At 68.5% G+C, this 15,772-nt stretch carries 14 protein-coding genes and 1 tRNA gene; 13 read left to right on the top strand and 2 right to left on the bottom strand.

Annotated features, from left to right (window positions below):
* Positions 1-504 precede the first annotated feature (504 nt).
* The gene (locus jaqu_RS06610) at positions 505-720 is read right to left on the bottom strand and encodes a DUF1127 domain-containing protein (protein ID WP_043918174.1); all 216 of its coding nucleotides are present in this window, start codon (positions 718-720) and stop codon (positions 505-507) included.
* Positions 721-922: 202 nt separating this feature from the next.
* Between jaqu_RS06610 and jaqu_RS06605 the strand changes: the two genes are divergently transcribed.
* The 13 genes from jaqu_RS06605 (at position 923) to jaqu_RS06545 (ending at position 15,567) form a co-directional block, all read left to right on the top strand.
* Positions 923-2,101: an MFS transporter gene (locus jaqu_RS06605; protein WP_084629501.1), complete on the top strand. Its 1,179-nt coding sequence runs from the start codon at positions 923-925 to the stop codon at positions 2,099-2,101.
* 28 nt (positions 2,102-2,129) lie between these two features.
* Positions 2,130-3,203 carry an Mrp/NBP35 family ATP-binding protein gene (locus jaqu_RS06600; RefSeq protein ID WP_043918172.1) on the top strand — a complete coding sequence of 358 codons (1,074 nt, stop codon included), beginning with the start codon at positions 2,130-2,132 and terminating at the stop codon, positions 3,201-3,203.
* 689 nt (positions 3,204-3,892) lie between these two features.
* Positions 3,893-4,402 carry a division/cell wall cluster transcriptional repressor MraZ gene (locus tag jaqu_RS06595; RefSeq protein ID WP_043918171.1) on the top strand — a complete coding sequence of 170 codons (510 nt, stop codon included), beginning with the start codon at positions 3,893-3,895 and terminating at the stop codon, positions 4,400-4,402.
* On the top strand, positions 4,399-5,370 hold the full coding sequence (gene rsmH, locus jaqu_RS06590) for a 16S rRNA (cytosine(1402)-N(4))-methyltransferase RsmH (RefSeq protein WP_043918170.1): 972 nt from the start codon (positions 4,399-4,401) through the stop codon (positions 5,368-5,370). The genes jaqu_RS06595 and rsmH overlap by 4 nt, the downstream gene beginning before the upstream one ends.
* A gap of 3 nt (positions 5,371-5,373) precedes the next feature.
* Positions 5,374-5,805, top strand: a complete 432-nt coding sequence (gene ftsL / locus jaqu_RS06585) for a cell division protein FtsL (protein WP_201774355.1) — start codon at positions 5,374-5,376, stop codon at positions 5,803-5,805.
* On the top strand, positions 5,802-7,592 hold the full coding sequence (locus tag jaqu_RS06580; protein WP_043918169.1) for a peptidoglycan D,D-transpeptidase FtsI family protein: 1,791 nt from the start codon (positions 5,802-5,804) through the stop codon (positions 7,590-7,592). Before ftsL ends, jaqu_RS06580 begins: the two co-directional genes overlap by 4 nt.
* 107 nt (positions 7,593-7,699) lie before the next feature.
* The gene (locus jaqu_RS06575) at positions 7,700-9,175 is read left to right on the top strand and encodes a UDP-N-acetylmuramoyl-L-alanyl-D-glutamate--2,6-diaminopimelate ligase (RefSeq protein WP_043918168.1); all 1,476 of its coding nucleotides are present in this window, start codon (positions 7,700-7,702) and stop codon (positions 9,173-9,175) included.
* Positions 9,172-10,548 carry a UDP-N-acetylmuramoyl-tripeptide--D-alanyl-D-alanine ligase gene (locus jaqu_RS06570; protein WP_043918167.1) on the top strand — a complete coding sequence of 459 codons (1,377 nt, stop codon included), beginning with the start codon at positions 9,172-9,174 and terminating at the stop codon, positions 10,546-10,548. Before jaqu_RS06575 ends, jaqu_RS06570 begins: the two co-directional genes overlap by 4 nt.
* A 121-nt stretch (positions 10,549-10,669) precedes the next feature.
* Entirely contained in the window at positions 10,670-11,752 is a 1,083-nt protein-coding gene (gene mraY / locus jaqu_RS06565; RefSeq protein ID WP_043918166.1) for a phospho-N-acetylmuramoyl-pentapeptide-transferase, read from the top strand.
* A gap of 69 nt (positions 11,753-11,821) precedes the next feature.
* Positions 11,822-12,481, top strand: coding sequence for an SDR family NAD(P)-dependent oxidoreductase (locus jaqu_RS06560; protein ID WP_043918165.1), 660 nt, complete (start codon positions 11,822-11,824; stop codon positions 12,479-12,481).
* The gene (locus jaqu_RS06555; protein WP_043918164.1) at positions 12,475-12,705 is read left to right on the top strand and encodes a hypothetical protein; all 231 of its coding nucleotides are present in this window, start codon (positions 12,475-12,477) and stop codon (positions 12,703-12,705) included. Before jaqu_RS06560 ends, jaqu_RS06555 begins: the two co-directional genes overlap by 7 nt.
* Positions 12,702-14,084 (top strand): UDP-N-acetylmuramoyl-L-alanine--D-glutamate ligase, encoded by a 1,383-nt coding sequence (gene murD, locus jaqu_RS06550; protein WP_043918163.1) that lies wholly within the window; start codon positions 12,702-12,704, stop codon positions 14,082-14,084. The genes jaqu_RS06555 and murD overlap by 4 nt, the downstream gene beginning before the upstream one ends.
* A 34-nt stretch (positions 14,085-14,118) precedes the next feature.
* Positions 14,119-15,567, top strand: coding sequence for a TrkH family potassium uptake protein (locus jaqu_RS06545; protein ID WP_043918162.1), 1,449 nt, complete (start codon positions 14,119-14,121; stop codon positions 15,565-15,567).
* Between the two features lie 61 nt (positions 15,568-15,628).
* On the opposite strand, the gene jaqu_RS06540 is transcribed toward jaqu_RS06545, so the two are convergent.
* Positions 15,629-15,703: transfer RNA gene (locus tag jaqu_RS06540), tRNA-Thr, on the bottom strand.
* Between the last annotated feature and the right edge of the window lie 69 nt (positions 15,704-15,772).

Genomic DNA, 15,772 nt, shown 5'->3' with positions numbered 1-15,772 from the left:
AACGGGTGCCCGGCGGCGGTGACGCGTCGCGGGCCATGTCTGGACGTTCGCGTCCACGGCGCCGATCTTCCTCTTCATGTCTGCGTCCGCCTGCAGGCACATCCAGATCCGAGATTTCGCGGCTTCTGGCCGCTCTGGCCCGACCACCCCCCCCGTAGCGCCTGCGCTCCGGGGCCGGTGTCGTCGTTCGGGAAATCCACGCACGAAAACGGCGGCGCCGAAGGGAGGAGTGGCGCCGCCGTTCAAGTCGCGCACGGCCCCGATTTGGGAGGAGGAGGCCGCCGCTGCCCGTCTCGGACGCGAAGGGAGGAATGCGTCCGGACGGTATGTCTTGGACCGCGCGGCACCCCGAGGGAGGAGGGGGGTGCCGCCGGTCCAATCGCCGACCCCGATGGGAGGAAAGGGGCCGGGTCGTCCGAAGGGGTCCAAGGGAGGATGGACCGCCTCCGTCAGGATCCCCGCCGCGCCCAGGGAGGAGGGCGCCGGGAGATCCGTCGCTATCGCTCAGGCGCCGTAGGCTGCCTGCATGGCGACGTTGCGGATGTCGCCGGGCGCGAGGCCCAGATCGTCCAGCTCACGCTCGGACAACTCGGACAATTCGCTGACCGTCTTGCGGTAGGTCCGCCACTTGGCGAACCGGGTGACCAGCTCGTTGCGGAGCAGGGCAAGACGACCGAAGGTGGCGGTACGCTCGGCACTGCCGTAAGTGGTGAAGGCCATGTCGTTTCCTCTCGAAGTTCGGAGCCGTTTCGGCCCCCGGCTGTGCGGCCCCGCCCGGATGGCGTGGGCCGTTCGTTTCGTTGACCAACAGATGGGGCACATGCTGCAGCCGCACAATCGGTCTGTCGTCAATGCTGCTATGCAGCATCTGCAAGGCTGGCGCAGCGTCATCCAGACCCCCTTTCCCAAGTCGAATTAGGCCCTGTCCGCTTTCGCCCATACCGGCTTTCGGGCCTATTTCGCCGGCGCGGTGCCGCTGGTTCAGGCCATGTGGGCGCAGCGCGTCACCTTGGGCTGGCTGGCTTGGGAGGTGTCGGGCGATCCGGCTTTCGTCGGCTTGATCGCCGCGCTGGGCGTGGCGCCCATGTGGCTGACGGGGCCGGTCTTCGGCGCCCTCGTGGACCGGGCCGACATCCTGAAGGCCCTGCGCCTGACCTCCGGCGGCATGGTCCTGCTGCTGGCTCTGGCCGCGACGCTAGAGGGGACCGTCGGGCTGGGGCGGGGCGGATTGGTGGCGATGTCGCTGGCCATGGGCGTGGTCGTCTCGGCGCATCATCCGGTCCGCATGTCACTGGGGCCGCGTCTCGTCCCCATGGCCGAGGTGCCTTCGGTGATCGCGCTCTCGGCGTTGAACTTCAATCTCGCACGGCTTCTGGCGCCGGTGCTGACCGGTATCGCCCTGGCGACGGTGGGCGCCGTGGCGACGCTGTGGGTGGCGGCGGCGCTTTTCGCGCCGATGCTGTTCGTGACCCGGTGGATGAACCCACGGGCCTTGCCCGACGAGGATCCGGAGCCGTTGCGCGCCCGGCTGCTGACCGGCGCGCGTTATATCGCGCGCACGCCGCTGGCCCGGCGCGCGATCCTGCTGACCTTTCTGATGGCGGTCCTCCTGCGCGGTTATCTCGAATTGCTGCCCGTCATGGCCGAGGGCATTCATGGGCGGGGCGCGACCGGGCTGGGCTGGCTGACCGCCTCGGCCGGCGCCGGCGCAGTGCTCGCGGCCCTTGGCAAGGCGGCCGGTCTGCGGCGGCGCGGCCTGCTGGGCCTCATGCTGGTCGCCGGGATGGGCGCGCTTCTGGGGCAGGGGCTCAGCGGGTCGTGGGTCGCGACGCTGGCCTGGACCGGGCTGATGGGGTTCGCCTCGACCTTCGCCGGGGTCAGTCTGCAGGCGATGATGCAGGAGGATCTGCCCGACGGGATGCGGGGCCGGGTGATGTCGCTCTGGGTCGTCGTCGGGATGGGGGCCGTCGCCATCGGGGCGGGCGGCATGGGCTGGCTCGCGGGGCAGGTCGGGCTGCCGACGACACTGATCGCGGCCGGGGTCCTGGGCCTCTCGCTGCTGGCGCTGCTCTTGCCAAGATGGGCGGGGCGGACCACCTGACAGCCCGAACGGGCAGATGGAGAGAAAGATGGCGACCCCCGACGACGTGCGCGCGACCCTGTCCCGGATCGCGACCCCGGACGGGGGCAACCTGATCGCCGACGACATGATCCGGGCGCTGCGGATCGAAGGGGAGCGTGTCTCATTCATCATCGAGGCGCCCTCCGCGGAGGTCGCCCGGCTGATGGAGCCTCTGCGCGCGGCGGCCCAGGCGGCGGTCGAGGGGATCGCGGGCGTCGGCTCGGTCCAGGCCGTGCTCACCGCGCCGACCGACGCCAAGGCGCCCCCGTCGCTTAAGATCGGGGGACACCCGAAGCCGCAGGATGGGCCCAAGCGGATCCCGAACGTGGCCCGGGTGATTGCCATCGCCTCCGGAAAGGGCGGGGTCGGCAAGTCGACCATTGCCTCCAACCTCGCGGTTGCGCTGGCGCGGCAGGGGCGGAAGGTCGGTCTGCTCGACGCCGATATCCACGGGCCGAGCCAGGCGCGGATGATGGGCCTGACGGCGCGGCCCGCTTCGCCGGACGGCAAGACGATCATCCCGCTGCACGCCCATGGTGTCACCGTGATGTCGATCGGGCTGATGCTGGCCGCCGAAAAGGCGGTGATCTGGCGCGGCCCGATGCTGATGGGCGCCTTGCAGCAGATGATGGGGCAGGTGGCTTGGGCGCATCACCACGGGCCGCTCGACATCCTGATCGTCGATCTGCCGCCGGGGACCGGGGACGTGCAGTTGACGCTCTGCACCAAGGCGGTGGTCACCGGTTCCATCGTCGTCTCCACGCCGCAGGACGTGGCCTTGCTGGACGCACGCAAGGCCTTGGACATGTTCGCAACGCTGAAGACCCCGGTTCTGGGCCTGATCGAGAACATGTCGCTGTTCCATTGCCCCAATTGCGGACATGAGGCGCATGTCTTCGGACATGGCGGCGTGGCGGCCGAGGCGGAGAAGCTGAGCCTGCCGTTGCTGGCGGCTCTGCCGATCGATCTTGCGACGCGCGTCGCGGGCGATGATGGGCGGCCCGTGGCGAGCGGAGACGGGCCCATTGCCGAGGCGTTCGCGAAGCTCGCCTCTGGGTTGATCGAGGGGGGCGTGGCGTAAGCCATCGCCGACCGGCGCCGATTCGCCGAGAGAATCACGGATTCCCATGCCATTTCGTGGTCGTTCCGGCTGAAAATCCGGCGCGGAGTCCGATCGGATTTCGCAAGTCGTTCTCTGACAAAGCAGAATCCGGACGGGCGGATATCGGCCAGGGCGAGGGCCGAATATTGCCTTCCGTTACGGTAAGTCGTCGAAGGGGGCTTCCCCTGTGTTTTGGCTGCCACGCAAGAGATCAGGCACCTAGATTCTTCGTATCTTTTTTGAAGACAATATACCGCTTTAGACCACGCTGTGCGCACTACATATAGTATAAAACCATCGAAATGCCTCTTTTATCCACAGACTGTGGATCAACCTGTGGGTTAAAATGGCATGAAAAGGCTTGGCGTGGCGCGGGGTTCGTGGCATCACTCTCGACATCGGAGCACGGGGACAAGGAAAGAGGCGAAGACCTCACCCCAGACCCAGAAGAGGCAGGGCAGAACAGGCAACCCCCACATGTCTCCGGACGACGAAAGATCCGAAGCGCGCGGTGAGCAGCATCCCCCCAGGTGAGCGCGCGCGAAGGACGCCCGGTTTTCGGGACCCGCGGCGGATCGGGTTTGGCAGACCCCGATCCGCCGCTTTTCCTTTCAGGGGGCGGCACAACTGGCGGTTGCACTCGCGCGACCCCGCATGGTTGAGAGGTCATGGCCCAGAGGTTCCGCGGCACCAGCACCCATAAGGTGGACGCCAAGGGGCGGGTCTCGATCCCGGCCGACTTCCGCCGCGTGCTGGATGCGCAGGATCCCGACCGCGATCCCGGCACGAACCCATCGGTTGTCCTTCTCTATGGCGATACCCGGAACCCGTGGTTCGATTGCTACTCCGTCCAGGCGATGGAGGAGATCGACGAGCTGATCGACCGGATGGACGAAGGCGATCCCGATCGCCTGACGCTGGAAGAATACTTCTACTCGAACGCCGAGACGATGCGGATCGACGATAGCGGCCGTCTGGTCCTGTCCCAATCCCTGCGCGAGCAGATCGGGATCGGGTCGGAGGCTGTGTTCCAGGCGCGGGGCAAGACCTTCCGGATCTTCTCGCCCGACGTCCCGACACAGGCGACGAGCCGCCTCAAGACCCGCCTCGACGAGATGCCGCCCGAGGTGCCGGTCACGTCCCTCCTGCCGGCACGCCGCAGGGATCCTGCGGAATGAGCAAGGGCACGGCCCCGCACGTTCCCGTCCTGATCAACGCCATCCTGAGGGTCTGCGCGCCGATCCGCGGCGTCTGGCTGGACGGAACGATGGGGGCGGGCGGGTATGCGCGCGCCCTGCTCGACGCCGGAGCCGAGCGGCTGATCGGGCTCGACCGCGACCCCCTGGCGCACGAGATGGCCGCGACCTGGGCCGACGGGCGGGTCGAGACACATCTGACCGAGTTCTCGCGGCTGGACGAGTTCGCGACCGGCCTCGATGGTGTGGTGCTGGATCTGGGCGTGTCGTCCATGCAGCTTGACCGGGCCGAGCGGGGCTTCAGCTTTCTGCGCGACGGCCCGCTCGACATGCGGATGGCAGGCGAGGGGCCGACGGCGGCGGAGTTGGTGAATACCGCCAGCGAAGCCGATCTGGCCGATATCCTGCATCGCTACGGAGAAGAGCGCGCCGCCCGCCGCATCGCCCGCGCCATCGTCCGTCGCCGCGAGGACGCGCCATTCGAGCGGACGCTGGACCTGGCCGATGTGATCGCGGGCTGTCTGCCGCGTCCGAAGCCGGGGCAGGTCCATCCGGCGACGCGCAGCTTTCAGGCGATCCGGATCGCGGTGAACGACGAACTGGGCGAGTTGCATCGCGGCCTGATGGCGGCCGAACGCGCATTGGCGCCGGGCGGATGGCTGGCGGTCGTGACCTTCCATTCGCTGGAGGACCGGGCGGTGAAGCGCTTTCTGGCCGACCGGTCGGATGCGGGGGGCGGCGGCTCGCGTCACGCCCCGGCGGCGCCGGTCCGCGATCCGGCCTTTGCCGATCTGTCCAAGGCCATCTCTCCGGATGCGGATGAGGTCGCCGCCAATCCCCGCGCCCGGTCGGCGCGCCTGCGTGTTGCACGCCGGACTCACGCGCCGGCGGCCGAGGTGCCGCGGGCGACGCTGGGGCTTCCCGAACCGATTCGCCTGATTCACCAGTAGCCCATGCGACCGTTCCTCTACGCCTCCTCGATCCTCAGCGTCGTCGCCCTGGCCTTCTGGGCCTACGGCGAAGGCTACAAGACCCGCGCGACGGCGCGCGCGGTCAGCCACCTGTCGACCGAGATCGGTCGCCGTCACGAGGAGCTTGCGATGCTGCGGGCGGAATGGGCCTATCTGAACCGCCCCGACCGGCTGCGGGCGCTCGCCGAGATGAACTTCGAGCGGTTGCAGCTGATGCCGCTGGCCTCCGAGCATTACGCGCTGGCCGAACAGGTGGCCTATCCCGTCGTGCGCGACGCCTCGTGGGCGGATGGTCCCGCGCTGGACGAGAAGCTGGAGGCGATCGCGACGCTCCGCCACGAATTCGGGGCCGACGCCCCGCCGGCCTTGATCGCCCCTCCGACGCTTGCCGACGATGGAGAGCAGTTGCCATGATCGGACCGTTCCGCCGCCGCCGCATCGTGCCGACAGATCCGTTCCGACCGGTCCCGTCGCTGGAGGCTGCGCCGCCCAAGGCCCGGCCCGCGCCCACGCGCGAGCCGGCCGCCGTCGTGCGGGCCCGCGCCGAGCGGCGCCTGAAATTCACCGCCGGGTGCTTTCTGGCCGCCTTCATGACGGTGGGTCTGAAGATGGGCACGATCGCTGCGACCGACGCGCGCGAGCCGGTGACCACGCGTGGCGCAGGGGCGGCCATCGTCAACGCGCGCGCGGACATCGTCGACCGGGCCGGGCGTGTCCTGGCCACGAACGTCGACGCCACCGCGCTCTATGCGCAGCCGCATCTGATGGTGGACCCGAAGGCCGCCGCCGAGGGGCTGGCGCGCATCTTCCCCGACATGGATCCCGAGGTCTGGCACCGCCGGTTCACCTCGGACAGCCGCTTCTTCTGGCTCAAGCCCAACATCTCGCCCGAGCAGCAGCAGGCGGTGCACGATCTGGGCGAGCCGGGATTGCTGTTCGGACGGCGCGAGATGCGGCTCTATCCGAATGGGCCTCTCGCGGCGCATGTTCTCGGGGGCTACCGCTACGGTCAGCAGGACGTGCGCGCGGCCGAGATCATCGGGATCGCCGGGATCGAGAAGGTCTTCGACGACGAGTTGCGCGACCCCGCGCGGGAGGGGGCGCCGCTGCGTCTGTCTCTGGATCTGGGCGTCCAGTCCGCGGTCGAGAGCGTCCTCGCCTCGGGCATGCGCCTGACGAATGCCAAGGGCGCGGCGGCCATCGTGATGGATATCCACAGCGGCGAGTTGATCGCGCTGGCCAGTCTGCCGGACTTCGATCCGAATGCCCGGCCGCGCCCGCTGCTGGAGGGGGATCCGGCAGAGGATCCGTTGTTCAACCGCACGGTGCAGGGGCTCTATGAGCTGGGCTCCACGTTCAAGATCTTCGCCTCGGCCCAGTCGCTGGACCTCGGTCTGACGAACGCATCGACGATGATCGACACGAAGCCCGGCCTGCGGGTGAACCGGCGGCGGATCCGCGACTTCCACAATTACGGCCCCGAACTGTCGGTGACCGACATCATCGTGAAGTCGTCGAATATCGGGACGACGCGGCTGGCGCTTCAGATCGGCGCGGAGCGGCAGAAGGCGTTTCTGGCCTCGCTGGGGTTCTTCGATCCCTCGCCGGTCGAACTGATCGAGGCACGCGGCGCCCGGCCGCTGATCCCCGACCGTTGGCCCGACATCGTTACCGCGACCGTGAGCTACGGCCACGGGATGTCGGCCTCGCCGCTGCATCTGGCGACCGGATACGCGTCGCTCCTGAATGGGGGCACGCGGGTGCAGCCGACCTTGTTGGCGGGCCGGCCATCCGAGCCCGGGCCCCGTGTGGTCAGTGCGCGCACGAGCGCCGAGTCGCGCCTGATGCTGCGCAAGGTCGTGACCGAAGGGACCGCCTCTCTGGCCGAGGTGCCCGGCTATTATGTGGGCGGCAAGACCGGAACGGCCGACAAGCCAAAGCACACGGGCGGCTATTGGGAAGACAAGACGATCACCACCTTCGCCAGCATCTTCCCGGCCCACGATCCGGAATACGTGCTGGTGGTGACGCTGGACGAGCCGCAGGTCTTCGCCGCCGGAGAGGAACGGCGGACCGCGGGCTGGACGGCCGTTCCCGTCTCGGCCGAGGTAACGCGCCGCATCGCGCCGCTTCTGGGCGTGCGGCCCGACTTCGATCCGGCGCATGAGGCGGCAGCGGCATATCTGGCGGCGGCGCGATAGCTGGACGGGACCCGGTTGCGGCGGTAGTCCGGCGCGAAACGAGCAGGGGGTTGAACCGTGCGAAGACACGACCTGACGCCGCGATGGAACCGCGCCCCCGAGGGGCGATGCTTACCTCGGAGGGAGGCGTGAAGTCCCTGTCCGAACTCGGCCTGACGGGTCCTTCGGATCTGAGGATCGCTGGCCTCGCCGTCGACAACCGGCGCGCAGGGCCCGGCGATCTGTTCGCCGCGCTGCCCGGCAGCGTCACCCATGGCGCCCGCTTCGCCCCCGACGCGGTGGAGCGGGGCGCCGTCGCGATCCTGACCGACCGGGCCGGCGCCGCCACGCTGGAGAACCTGAGCGTGCCGGTCCTGACCGTCGAGGATCCGCGCGCAGCCCTGGCTTTCGCCGCCGCGTTGATGGCCGGGAGCCAGCCCGAGACGATGGTCGCCGTCACGGGAACGAACGGGAAGACCTCGGTCGCGGCCTTCGTGCGGCAGATCTGGGAGGCGCTGGGCCTGAGCGCCGTCAACATCGGCACGACCGGTGTCGAGGGCGCATGGACGGCGCCCAGCCCCCACACCACGCCAGAGCCGATCACCCTGCACCGGATGCTGGCCGAGATGGCGCAGGCGGGGGTCACCCACGCCGCGATGGAGGCGTCCTCCCACGGGCTGGACCAGCGCCGGCTGGAAGCCGTGCGTCTGGCCGCCGCCGGATTCACCAATCTGACGCAGGATCACCTCGACTATCACGGCGACATGGACAGCTATTTCGCCGCCAAGGCCGGGCTCTTCGACCGCCTATTGCCCGGCGACGGCGTCGCGGTCGTCAATCTCGATGACCCGAGAGGCCCCGATCTCGCCGCCGCCTGCGAGGCGCGCGGGCAGGAAGTCATCGGTGTCGGCCGAAACGAGGCGGCGCGGCTGCGTCTGACGGGGCAACGCTTCGACGCGACGGGGCAGGAGGTTCTGTTCCGCTGGCAGGGACGCGCCCGTTCCGTGCGGCTGGATCTCATCGGCGGGTTCCAGGCGGCGAACGCGCTTATCGCGGCCGGGCTTGCCATCGGTGCCGGAGAGGAAGCGGAGCGCGTCTTCGGCGTGCTGCCTTCGCTGCGCGGCGTGCGCGGCCGGATGGAGCTTGCCGCCACCCGCGAGAACGGCGCGGCGGTCTTCGTCGATTACGCCCATACGCCGGATGCGGTGGCCACGGCGATCCAGGCATTGCGGCCCCACGTCATGGGCCGGCTCGTCGCCATCGTCGGCGCGGGCGGCGACCGCGACCGGGGCAAGCGCCCGTTGATGGGGGCCGCGGCCCACGCCCATGCCGACAGCGTGATCGTCACCGATGACAATCCCCGCTCAGAAGAGCCCGCCGCGATCCGTGCCGCCGTGATGGAGGGCGCACCCGGAGCGATCGAGATCGGCGACCGGGCCGAGGCGATCCTGCGGGGCGCCGGCATGCTGGAGCCCGGCGATACGCTTCTGGTGATGGGCAAAGGCCACGAGACCGGGCAGACGGTCGGCGACATGGTCCTGCCTTTCGACGATGTGGAGCAGGCCTCGATCTCGGTCGCGGCGCTGGAAGGGAGAGAGGTATGACCCTCTGGACCGCCACCGACGCGGCGGCAGCGACGGGCGGGACGGTCGCGGGCGACTGGGCCGCCGGTGCCCTGAGCATCGACAGCCGGGCGATCCGGCCCGGCGAGATGTTCGTGGCCCTGAAGGCCGCGCGCGACGGGCACGATTTCGTGGCCGACGCGCTGGCGAAGGGGGCTGCGGCCGCGCTGGTCAGCCGCATTCCCGATGGCGTCGATCCCGCCCGCTGCCTGCTGGTGAATGACGTGCAGACCGGGCTCGAGGCGTTGGGCCGCGCCGGACGCGCACGGACAGGCGCCAAGGTGATCGCGATCACCGGCAGCGTCGGCAAGACCTCGACCAAGGAGATGCTGGCCCACGCGCTTTCCCCGCAGGGTCGAACCCATGCCGCGATCAAGAGCTACAACAACCATTGGGGCGTGCCGCTGACCTTGGCGAATTGCCCGCCCGATGCGGATTTCGCCGTGATCGAGATCGGCATGAACCATCCGGGCGAGATCGCCCCCCTGGCGCGGCATGCACGACCCCATGTCGCGATGGTCACGACCGTCGCGCCCGTCCACCTGGAGGCTTTCGCGGATGGCATAGAGGGGATCGCACGCGAAAAGGCTTCGATCTTCGAGGGACTTGAGCCGAATGGCGCGGCGATCTGGAACGCCGATGTCGAGACGGCGGCGATCCTGGCCGAGCGGGGGACGATTCCCTTCGGTCATTCCGAAGACGCGATCTGGCGCTTGACCGATCTGAATGCCGGGCCGAACGCGGTGACCTGCGCGGCCGAGACGCCGGACGGCACGCTCGCCTTCCGGGTCGGCGCGCCGGGCGGGCATTTCGCTCTGAATGCGCTGGCGGTTCTGGCGGCCTGCCACGCGGCCGGCGCCGATGTGCCGCAGGCGGCGATGGCCTTGGCGGATTGGACACCGCCGGAAGGCAGGGGGCGGCGCCATTCCGTGCCTCTTGCCCCCGACGCGCCGCCCGTCGACCTGATCGACGATGCCTACAATGCCAATCCTGCCTCGGTCGCCGCTGCGCTGGACCTGCTCGCGGGGACGGAGCCTCCGCGCCGGGCCCGCCGCATCGCGATCCTTGGCGACATGAAGGAGCTCGGTCCGACCGGCCCCGCGCTCCATGCCGATCTGGCAGAGCTGCCGGCGATGTCGGATCTGGACGAGGTGCACACGGTCGGGCCGCTGATGCGTCACCTGCACGATGCATTGCCCGCCGACATGAGGGGCCACCATACCGAGACCTCCGGCGCGATGACCAAGTACCTGCCGGACATGGTGCGGCCGGGGGATGCGGTGATGGTCAAGGGCTCGCTGTCCATGGACATGGCGAGGATCGTCGAGGGGGTCCGTGCCCTGGCCCGTCGATGAGGGGCGGCGTCGGCCCCCTGTGGCCCCGGCGCGACGGCGCGGCGCTGACGCCCGGGCAGGCGTTGGACCTGCCGGAGCACCGCTGTAAACGCCACCGACCAAGCGCGTAGGGGGCTTCGCGATGTTCTACTGGCTGGCCGAATTGTCCGATGGCGGAGGGGTCCTGAACCTCTTCCGCTACATCACCGTGCGCGCGGGTCTCAGCTTTTTCACAGCCCTGGTCTTCGGCTTCCTGTTCGGCCCCCCGCTGATCGGGCTTCTCCGCAAGCGGCAAGGCAAGGGACAGCCGATCCGGGACGACGGGCCGGAGACGCATTTCGTCAAGGCGGGGACGCCGACGATGGGGGGCGTCCTGATCCTCGGGGCGATCACGGTTGCGACGCTGCTGTTTGCGCGGCTCGACAATCCGTATGTCTGGCTCGTCCTCGGTGTCACGATCGCCTACGGCGCCATTGGCTTCGTGGACGATTACGCGAAGATTTCGGCCGGGGACACGAAGGGCGTGCCCGCGAAGGTTCGCCTCGCGCTGGGATGCGTGATCGGCGTGCTGGTGGCGCTGGTCGCCGTCTGGGCGCACCCGACCGAGCTGGAATATCGTCTTGCCTTGCCTTTCGTGAACGAGTTCCTGCTGAACCTGGCCTGGTTCTACATCCCTTTCACGCTGATTGTGATCGTGGGGTCGGCCAATGCCGTGAACCTGACGGACGGGCTCGATGGCCTCGCCATCATGCCGGTCATGATCGCCGCAGGGACACTCGGCGTCATCGCCTATGCGGTGGGTCGGACGGACTTCACGGAATATCTGGGCGTCCACTACGTCCCCGGGACCGGGGAGCTGCTGGTCTTTTCGGCCGCGCTGATCGGTGGAGGGCTGGGGTTCCTGTGGTACAACGCGCCGCCCGCGGCCGTCTTCATGGGCGATACCGGATCACTGGCGCTTGGCGCCGCTTTGGGCACGGTCGCGGTCGTCACCAAGCACGAACTGGTCTGGGCCATCGTCGGCGGTCTCTTCGTGGTCGAGGCGCTGTCGGTGATCATTCAGGTGCTTTACTTCAAATCGACGGGCCGCCGTGTCTTCCTGATGGCGCCGATCCACCACCATTTTGAGAAGAAGGGATGGGCCGAGCCGCAGGTCGTGATCCGGTTCTGGATCATCGCGCTGATCCTCGCGCTCATCGGTCTCGCGACGCTGAAAGTTCGCTAAGGGTGGACAAATCGCGTCGAAGCGATTTGCAAATGCTTCCAAGGCACTTGTTCATCCAGCGGAGGTGACATGACCAGACGCGTCCTCGTGACCGGCGGCAATCGGGGAATAGGCCGGGCCATCGCGGCCGGACTGGTGGAACAGGGGCTGGACGTGATCCTGACCTCTCGCGATGCCGAGGCGGGGGCGGAGGTCGCGCGAGAGATCGGCGCCCGCTCGCAGCCGCTGGACCTCATGTCGGAAGCCTCGATACAGGAGGCCGTCGCCCGGTCGGGCGAGGTGGACGTGCTCGTGAACAACGCCGGCGTGCTATGGGACGAAGGGCTTTTCGAGGATCCGGACCATTTCGAGGCCTCCATGGGCGTCATGGTGCGTGCGCCCTACCTGCTGATGCGCGCGCTCCTTCCCGGCATGGAGGCGCGGGGCTATGGGCGGGTGGTTAACCTCTCGTCTGGATGGGGCAGCTTTGCCGAAGGGATCGGCGGCGGAGGCGCCTATGGGGTGGCGAAGGCCGCGCTGAACGCCCTGACGGTCCGCGCCGCGGGTACGGCGCCGACCGGCGTGAAGATCAACGCGATGTGCCCCGGTTGGGTGCGCACCCGGATGGGCGGGGCAAGTGCGACGCGCTCGCCCGAGGAGGGGGCCGAGACGGCGATCTGGCTTGCAACGTTATCCGAGGACGGTCCTACGGGCGGATTCTTCCGGGACCGCAGGCCGATCGCATGGTGATCTGGCGCCGTTATCTGGATTGGCGGGCGCGGACGGCGCGGCCGCCCGTGGCCTTGGGGGTCCGCGCGGCGCGTCTGGGGGCATTGGCCTGTTGCATCGCAATCGCCATTCTCGCGGTGCCGGTCTGGCAAGGTCACAGGATAGCCGAGCGGGGCGGGCCGCTGCCGACGGGAACCGATAGCTGGAGCGAACTTCAGCGCCTCGGCATGGAGATGGCACAATGATTCCGGTCCGCGGCTTCGACGGGCAGACCGTCGCAGTTCTGGGGCTGGGCCGGTCCGGGCTGACGGCTGCGCGCGCGCTCCGGGACGGAGGCGCCCATGTCCGGGCTTGGGACGACGGCGCCGGGGGCAGGGAGGCGGCCGAGGCCGAGGGCTTCGAGCTGCGCGATCTGACCAGACCCGGCGCGCTCGACGATGCCGTGACGCTTGTGACGAGCCCGGGGATCCCGCATCTCTATCCCGTGCCGCATACTGCGATCGCCGCGGCCTGGGCAGCCGGCGTGCCGGTGGACAACGATATCGGGCTCTTCTTCCAGTCACTGGGGCATGACGATATCCCGCCGAAGGTCGTCGCGATCACCGGCTCGAACGGCAAGTCCACCACCTCTGCGCTGTTGCACCACATCCTGATCCGCGCAGGAAAGCGGGCTCATCTGGCGGGGAATATCGGGCGCGGGGTGCTGGACCTCGATCCGCCGGGCGAGGACGACGTGATCGTGCTGGAGCTTTCGTCCTACCAGACCGAACTCGCGCGGAGCCTTACGCCGGACATTGCCGTTTTTACCAACCTCACGCCCGACCACCTGGACCGGCATGGCGGGATGGGCGGCTATTTCGCCGCCAAGCGGCGCCTGTTCTCCGAGGGCGGACCGGATCGTGCGGTGATCGGGACCGACGAGGTGGAAGGCGCCTTCCTGGCCAATCAGTTGGCCGAGGCGCCCGGCGACGATCGCGTGATCCGCGTGACGACGGCAAAGCCCTCCGGGGCCGGGTGGCAGGTCAGCCACCGCAAGGGCTGGCTGGCCGAACACCGCAAGGCGCGTCAGATCGCTTCGGTGGACCTTCGCACGGTCGCGGGATTGCCGGGCGCGCACAACCACCAGAACGCCGCCTGCGCCTGGGCGGCGGCCCGCGCCCTCGGGCTGGCCCCGCGGGACATCGAGGCCGCGCTGAACGATTATCCCGGCCTGCCCCATCGGTCGCAGCGCATCGCCGAGCGGGACGGCGTCGTCTTCGTCAACGACTCGAAAGCGACGAATGTCGATGCGGCCGCAAAAGCGCTTGCAGCCTTCCCGCGCATCCGCTGGATCGCGGGGGGCTTGATGAAGGAAGGCGGTCTGGACGGGTTGCGCCCGCATCTGGGCAACGTCGTCCGGGCCTACGTGATCGGGCGCGAGGCGGCGGGCTTCGCGGTCGCGCTGGGGCCGGGGGTCGAGACCGAGATCTGCACCGACATGGCCACCGCCGTCGCCCGCGCCGCAGAGGATGCGCAGGCCGGCGAGACCGTTCTGCTTGCCCCGGCCGCGGCCAGTTTCGACCAATACGACAGCTTCGAGCGGCGGGGCGAGGACTTCGCCGCCCGCGTCGCGGAACTCCCATGATACACGGCGCGCTTCTGCGGCCGGGCGACGGTCGATGATCGACGCCCGCCCTGTCGGCTACGTGATCGGCCTGCTGCTGCTGATCCTGGCGACCTCGATGCTGCTGCCGATGGCCGCCGACCTGATCGAGGGGAACGGCGAGTGGTTCGTATTCTTCGAGTCGGCCGCGATGACCTGGCTCGCGGGCATGTCGCTTGCCTTGTCATGCTCGAATGCAGTGCGGGATCGTCTCAGCCTGCAGCAGACGTTTCTGCTGACGGTCACGGTCTGGGTGGCCCTGCCGATCTTCGCCGCGATCCCTTTCATGCTGGGCGCGACGAATGCCAGCGCGACCGATGCCTTCTTCGAAGCGATGTCGGGGCTGACGACGACGGGGTCGACGGTCTTCAGCGGTCTCGACGACCTGCCGGCGGGAGTCCTTCTGTGGCGGGGCCTTCTGCAATGGTTTGGAGGCATCGGCGTCATCGTCATGGCGATGGTGTTCCTGCCCGAATTGCGCGTCGGGGGGATGCAGATCTTCCGATCCGAGGCGTTCGACACGATGGGGAAGGTGCTGCCGCGTGCAGCCGAGATCAGCGCTCAGATCTCGACGATCTATGTGGGCATCACTGTCGCTTGCGCCCTGGCTTACGGTGCCGCCGGAATGAACGCGTTCGACGCTGCGGTTCACGCCATGACGACAGTCTCGACGGGCGGGTTCGCGAATTACGATGCCAGCTTCGGCGCCTTCAAGGGTCCGCACGAATACATCGCGGTCATCTTCATGCTGTCGGCGGCGATCCCGTTCGTGCTCTATGTCCGGCTCGTGAACGGGGATGCGGCGCCCCTCTGGCGGGACAGTCAGGTGCGGGTCTTCCTGGCGATCTACGCGACCCTCGTGACGGCCACAGTCGTTACGCTGATCCTGGATTTCAACTACGGTGTCGAGACTGCCCTGCGAGAGGCCCTGTTCAACGTCGCCTCGATCATGACCGGCACGGGCTATGCCAGCGTGGACTACATGCAGTGGGGCGGTTTCGCCGTGGCGCTGTTCTTCTTCCTCGGCCTGATCGGAGGCTGCGCGGGATCGACTTCCTGCTCGATCAAGGTGTTCCGCTACCAGATCCTCTTCGCGGCCGCGAAGGCGCAGATCCGGCGCATCCACTCGCCGCACGGCATCTTCCGGCCCCGCTACGAGGGCCGCCCCGTGACCGACGATGTTCTGAATTCAGTCATGGCTTTCTTCGTGATGTTCGTGGTCTCGCTAGGAATCACGGCGGTGGCGCTGGCGATGACGGGCCTGGACTTCACCACATCCGTCTCGGGTGCGGCGACGGCGATCGCGAATATCGGCCCGGGCCTCGGTGACACCATCGGACCCGCTGGAAACTTCGCGCCGCTGAACGATACGGCGAAATGGATCCTCTCGGCGGCGATGCTGACCGGGCGGCTGGAACTGATGGCCGTCTTCGTCCTGTTCACGCGACGGTTCTGGCTGGCCTGAGCGCACGAGCACGGCTCGACACCATCCGAGCCTGTCGACAATCCGTGATGATGGCGGGGGATGGTGCTGCCGGAGAGATTTGAACTCTCGACCTCTCCCTTACCAAGGGAGTGCTCTACCCCTGAGCTACGGCAGCGCTTGTGGCGGCGCGGATAGACTGTCGCGGGGGCGCCTGCAACCCCTCTTGCTGGACCCTCCTCCGGCC

Origin of the sequence: Jannaschia aquimarina (assembly GCF_000877395.1) — a bacterium.
GTDB lineage: Bacteria > Pseudomonadota > Alphaproteobacteria > Rhodobacterales > Rhodobacteraceae > Jannaschia > Jannaschia aquimarina.
Note: the sequence above shows the minus strand (reverse complement) of the source record. Positions and strands in the feature narration are given on the sequence as shown.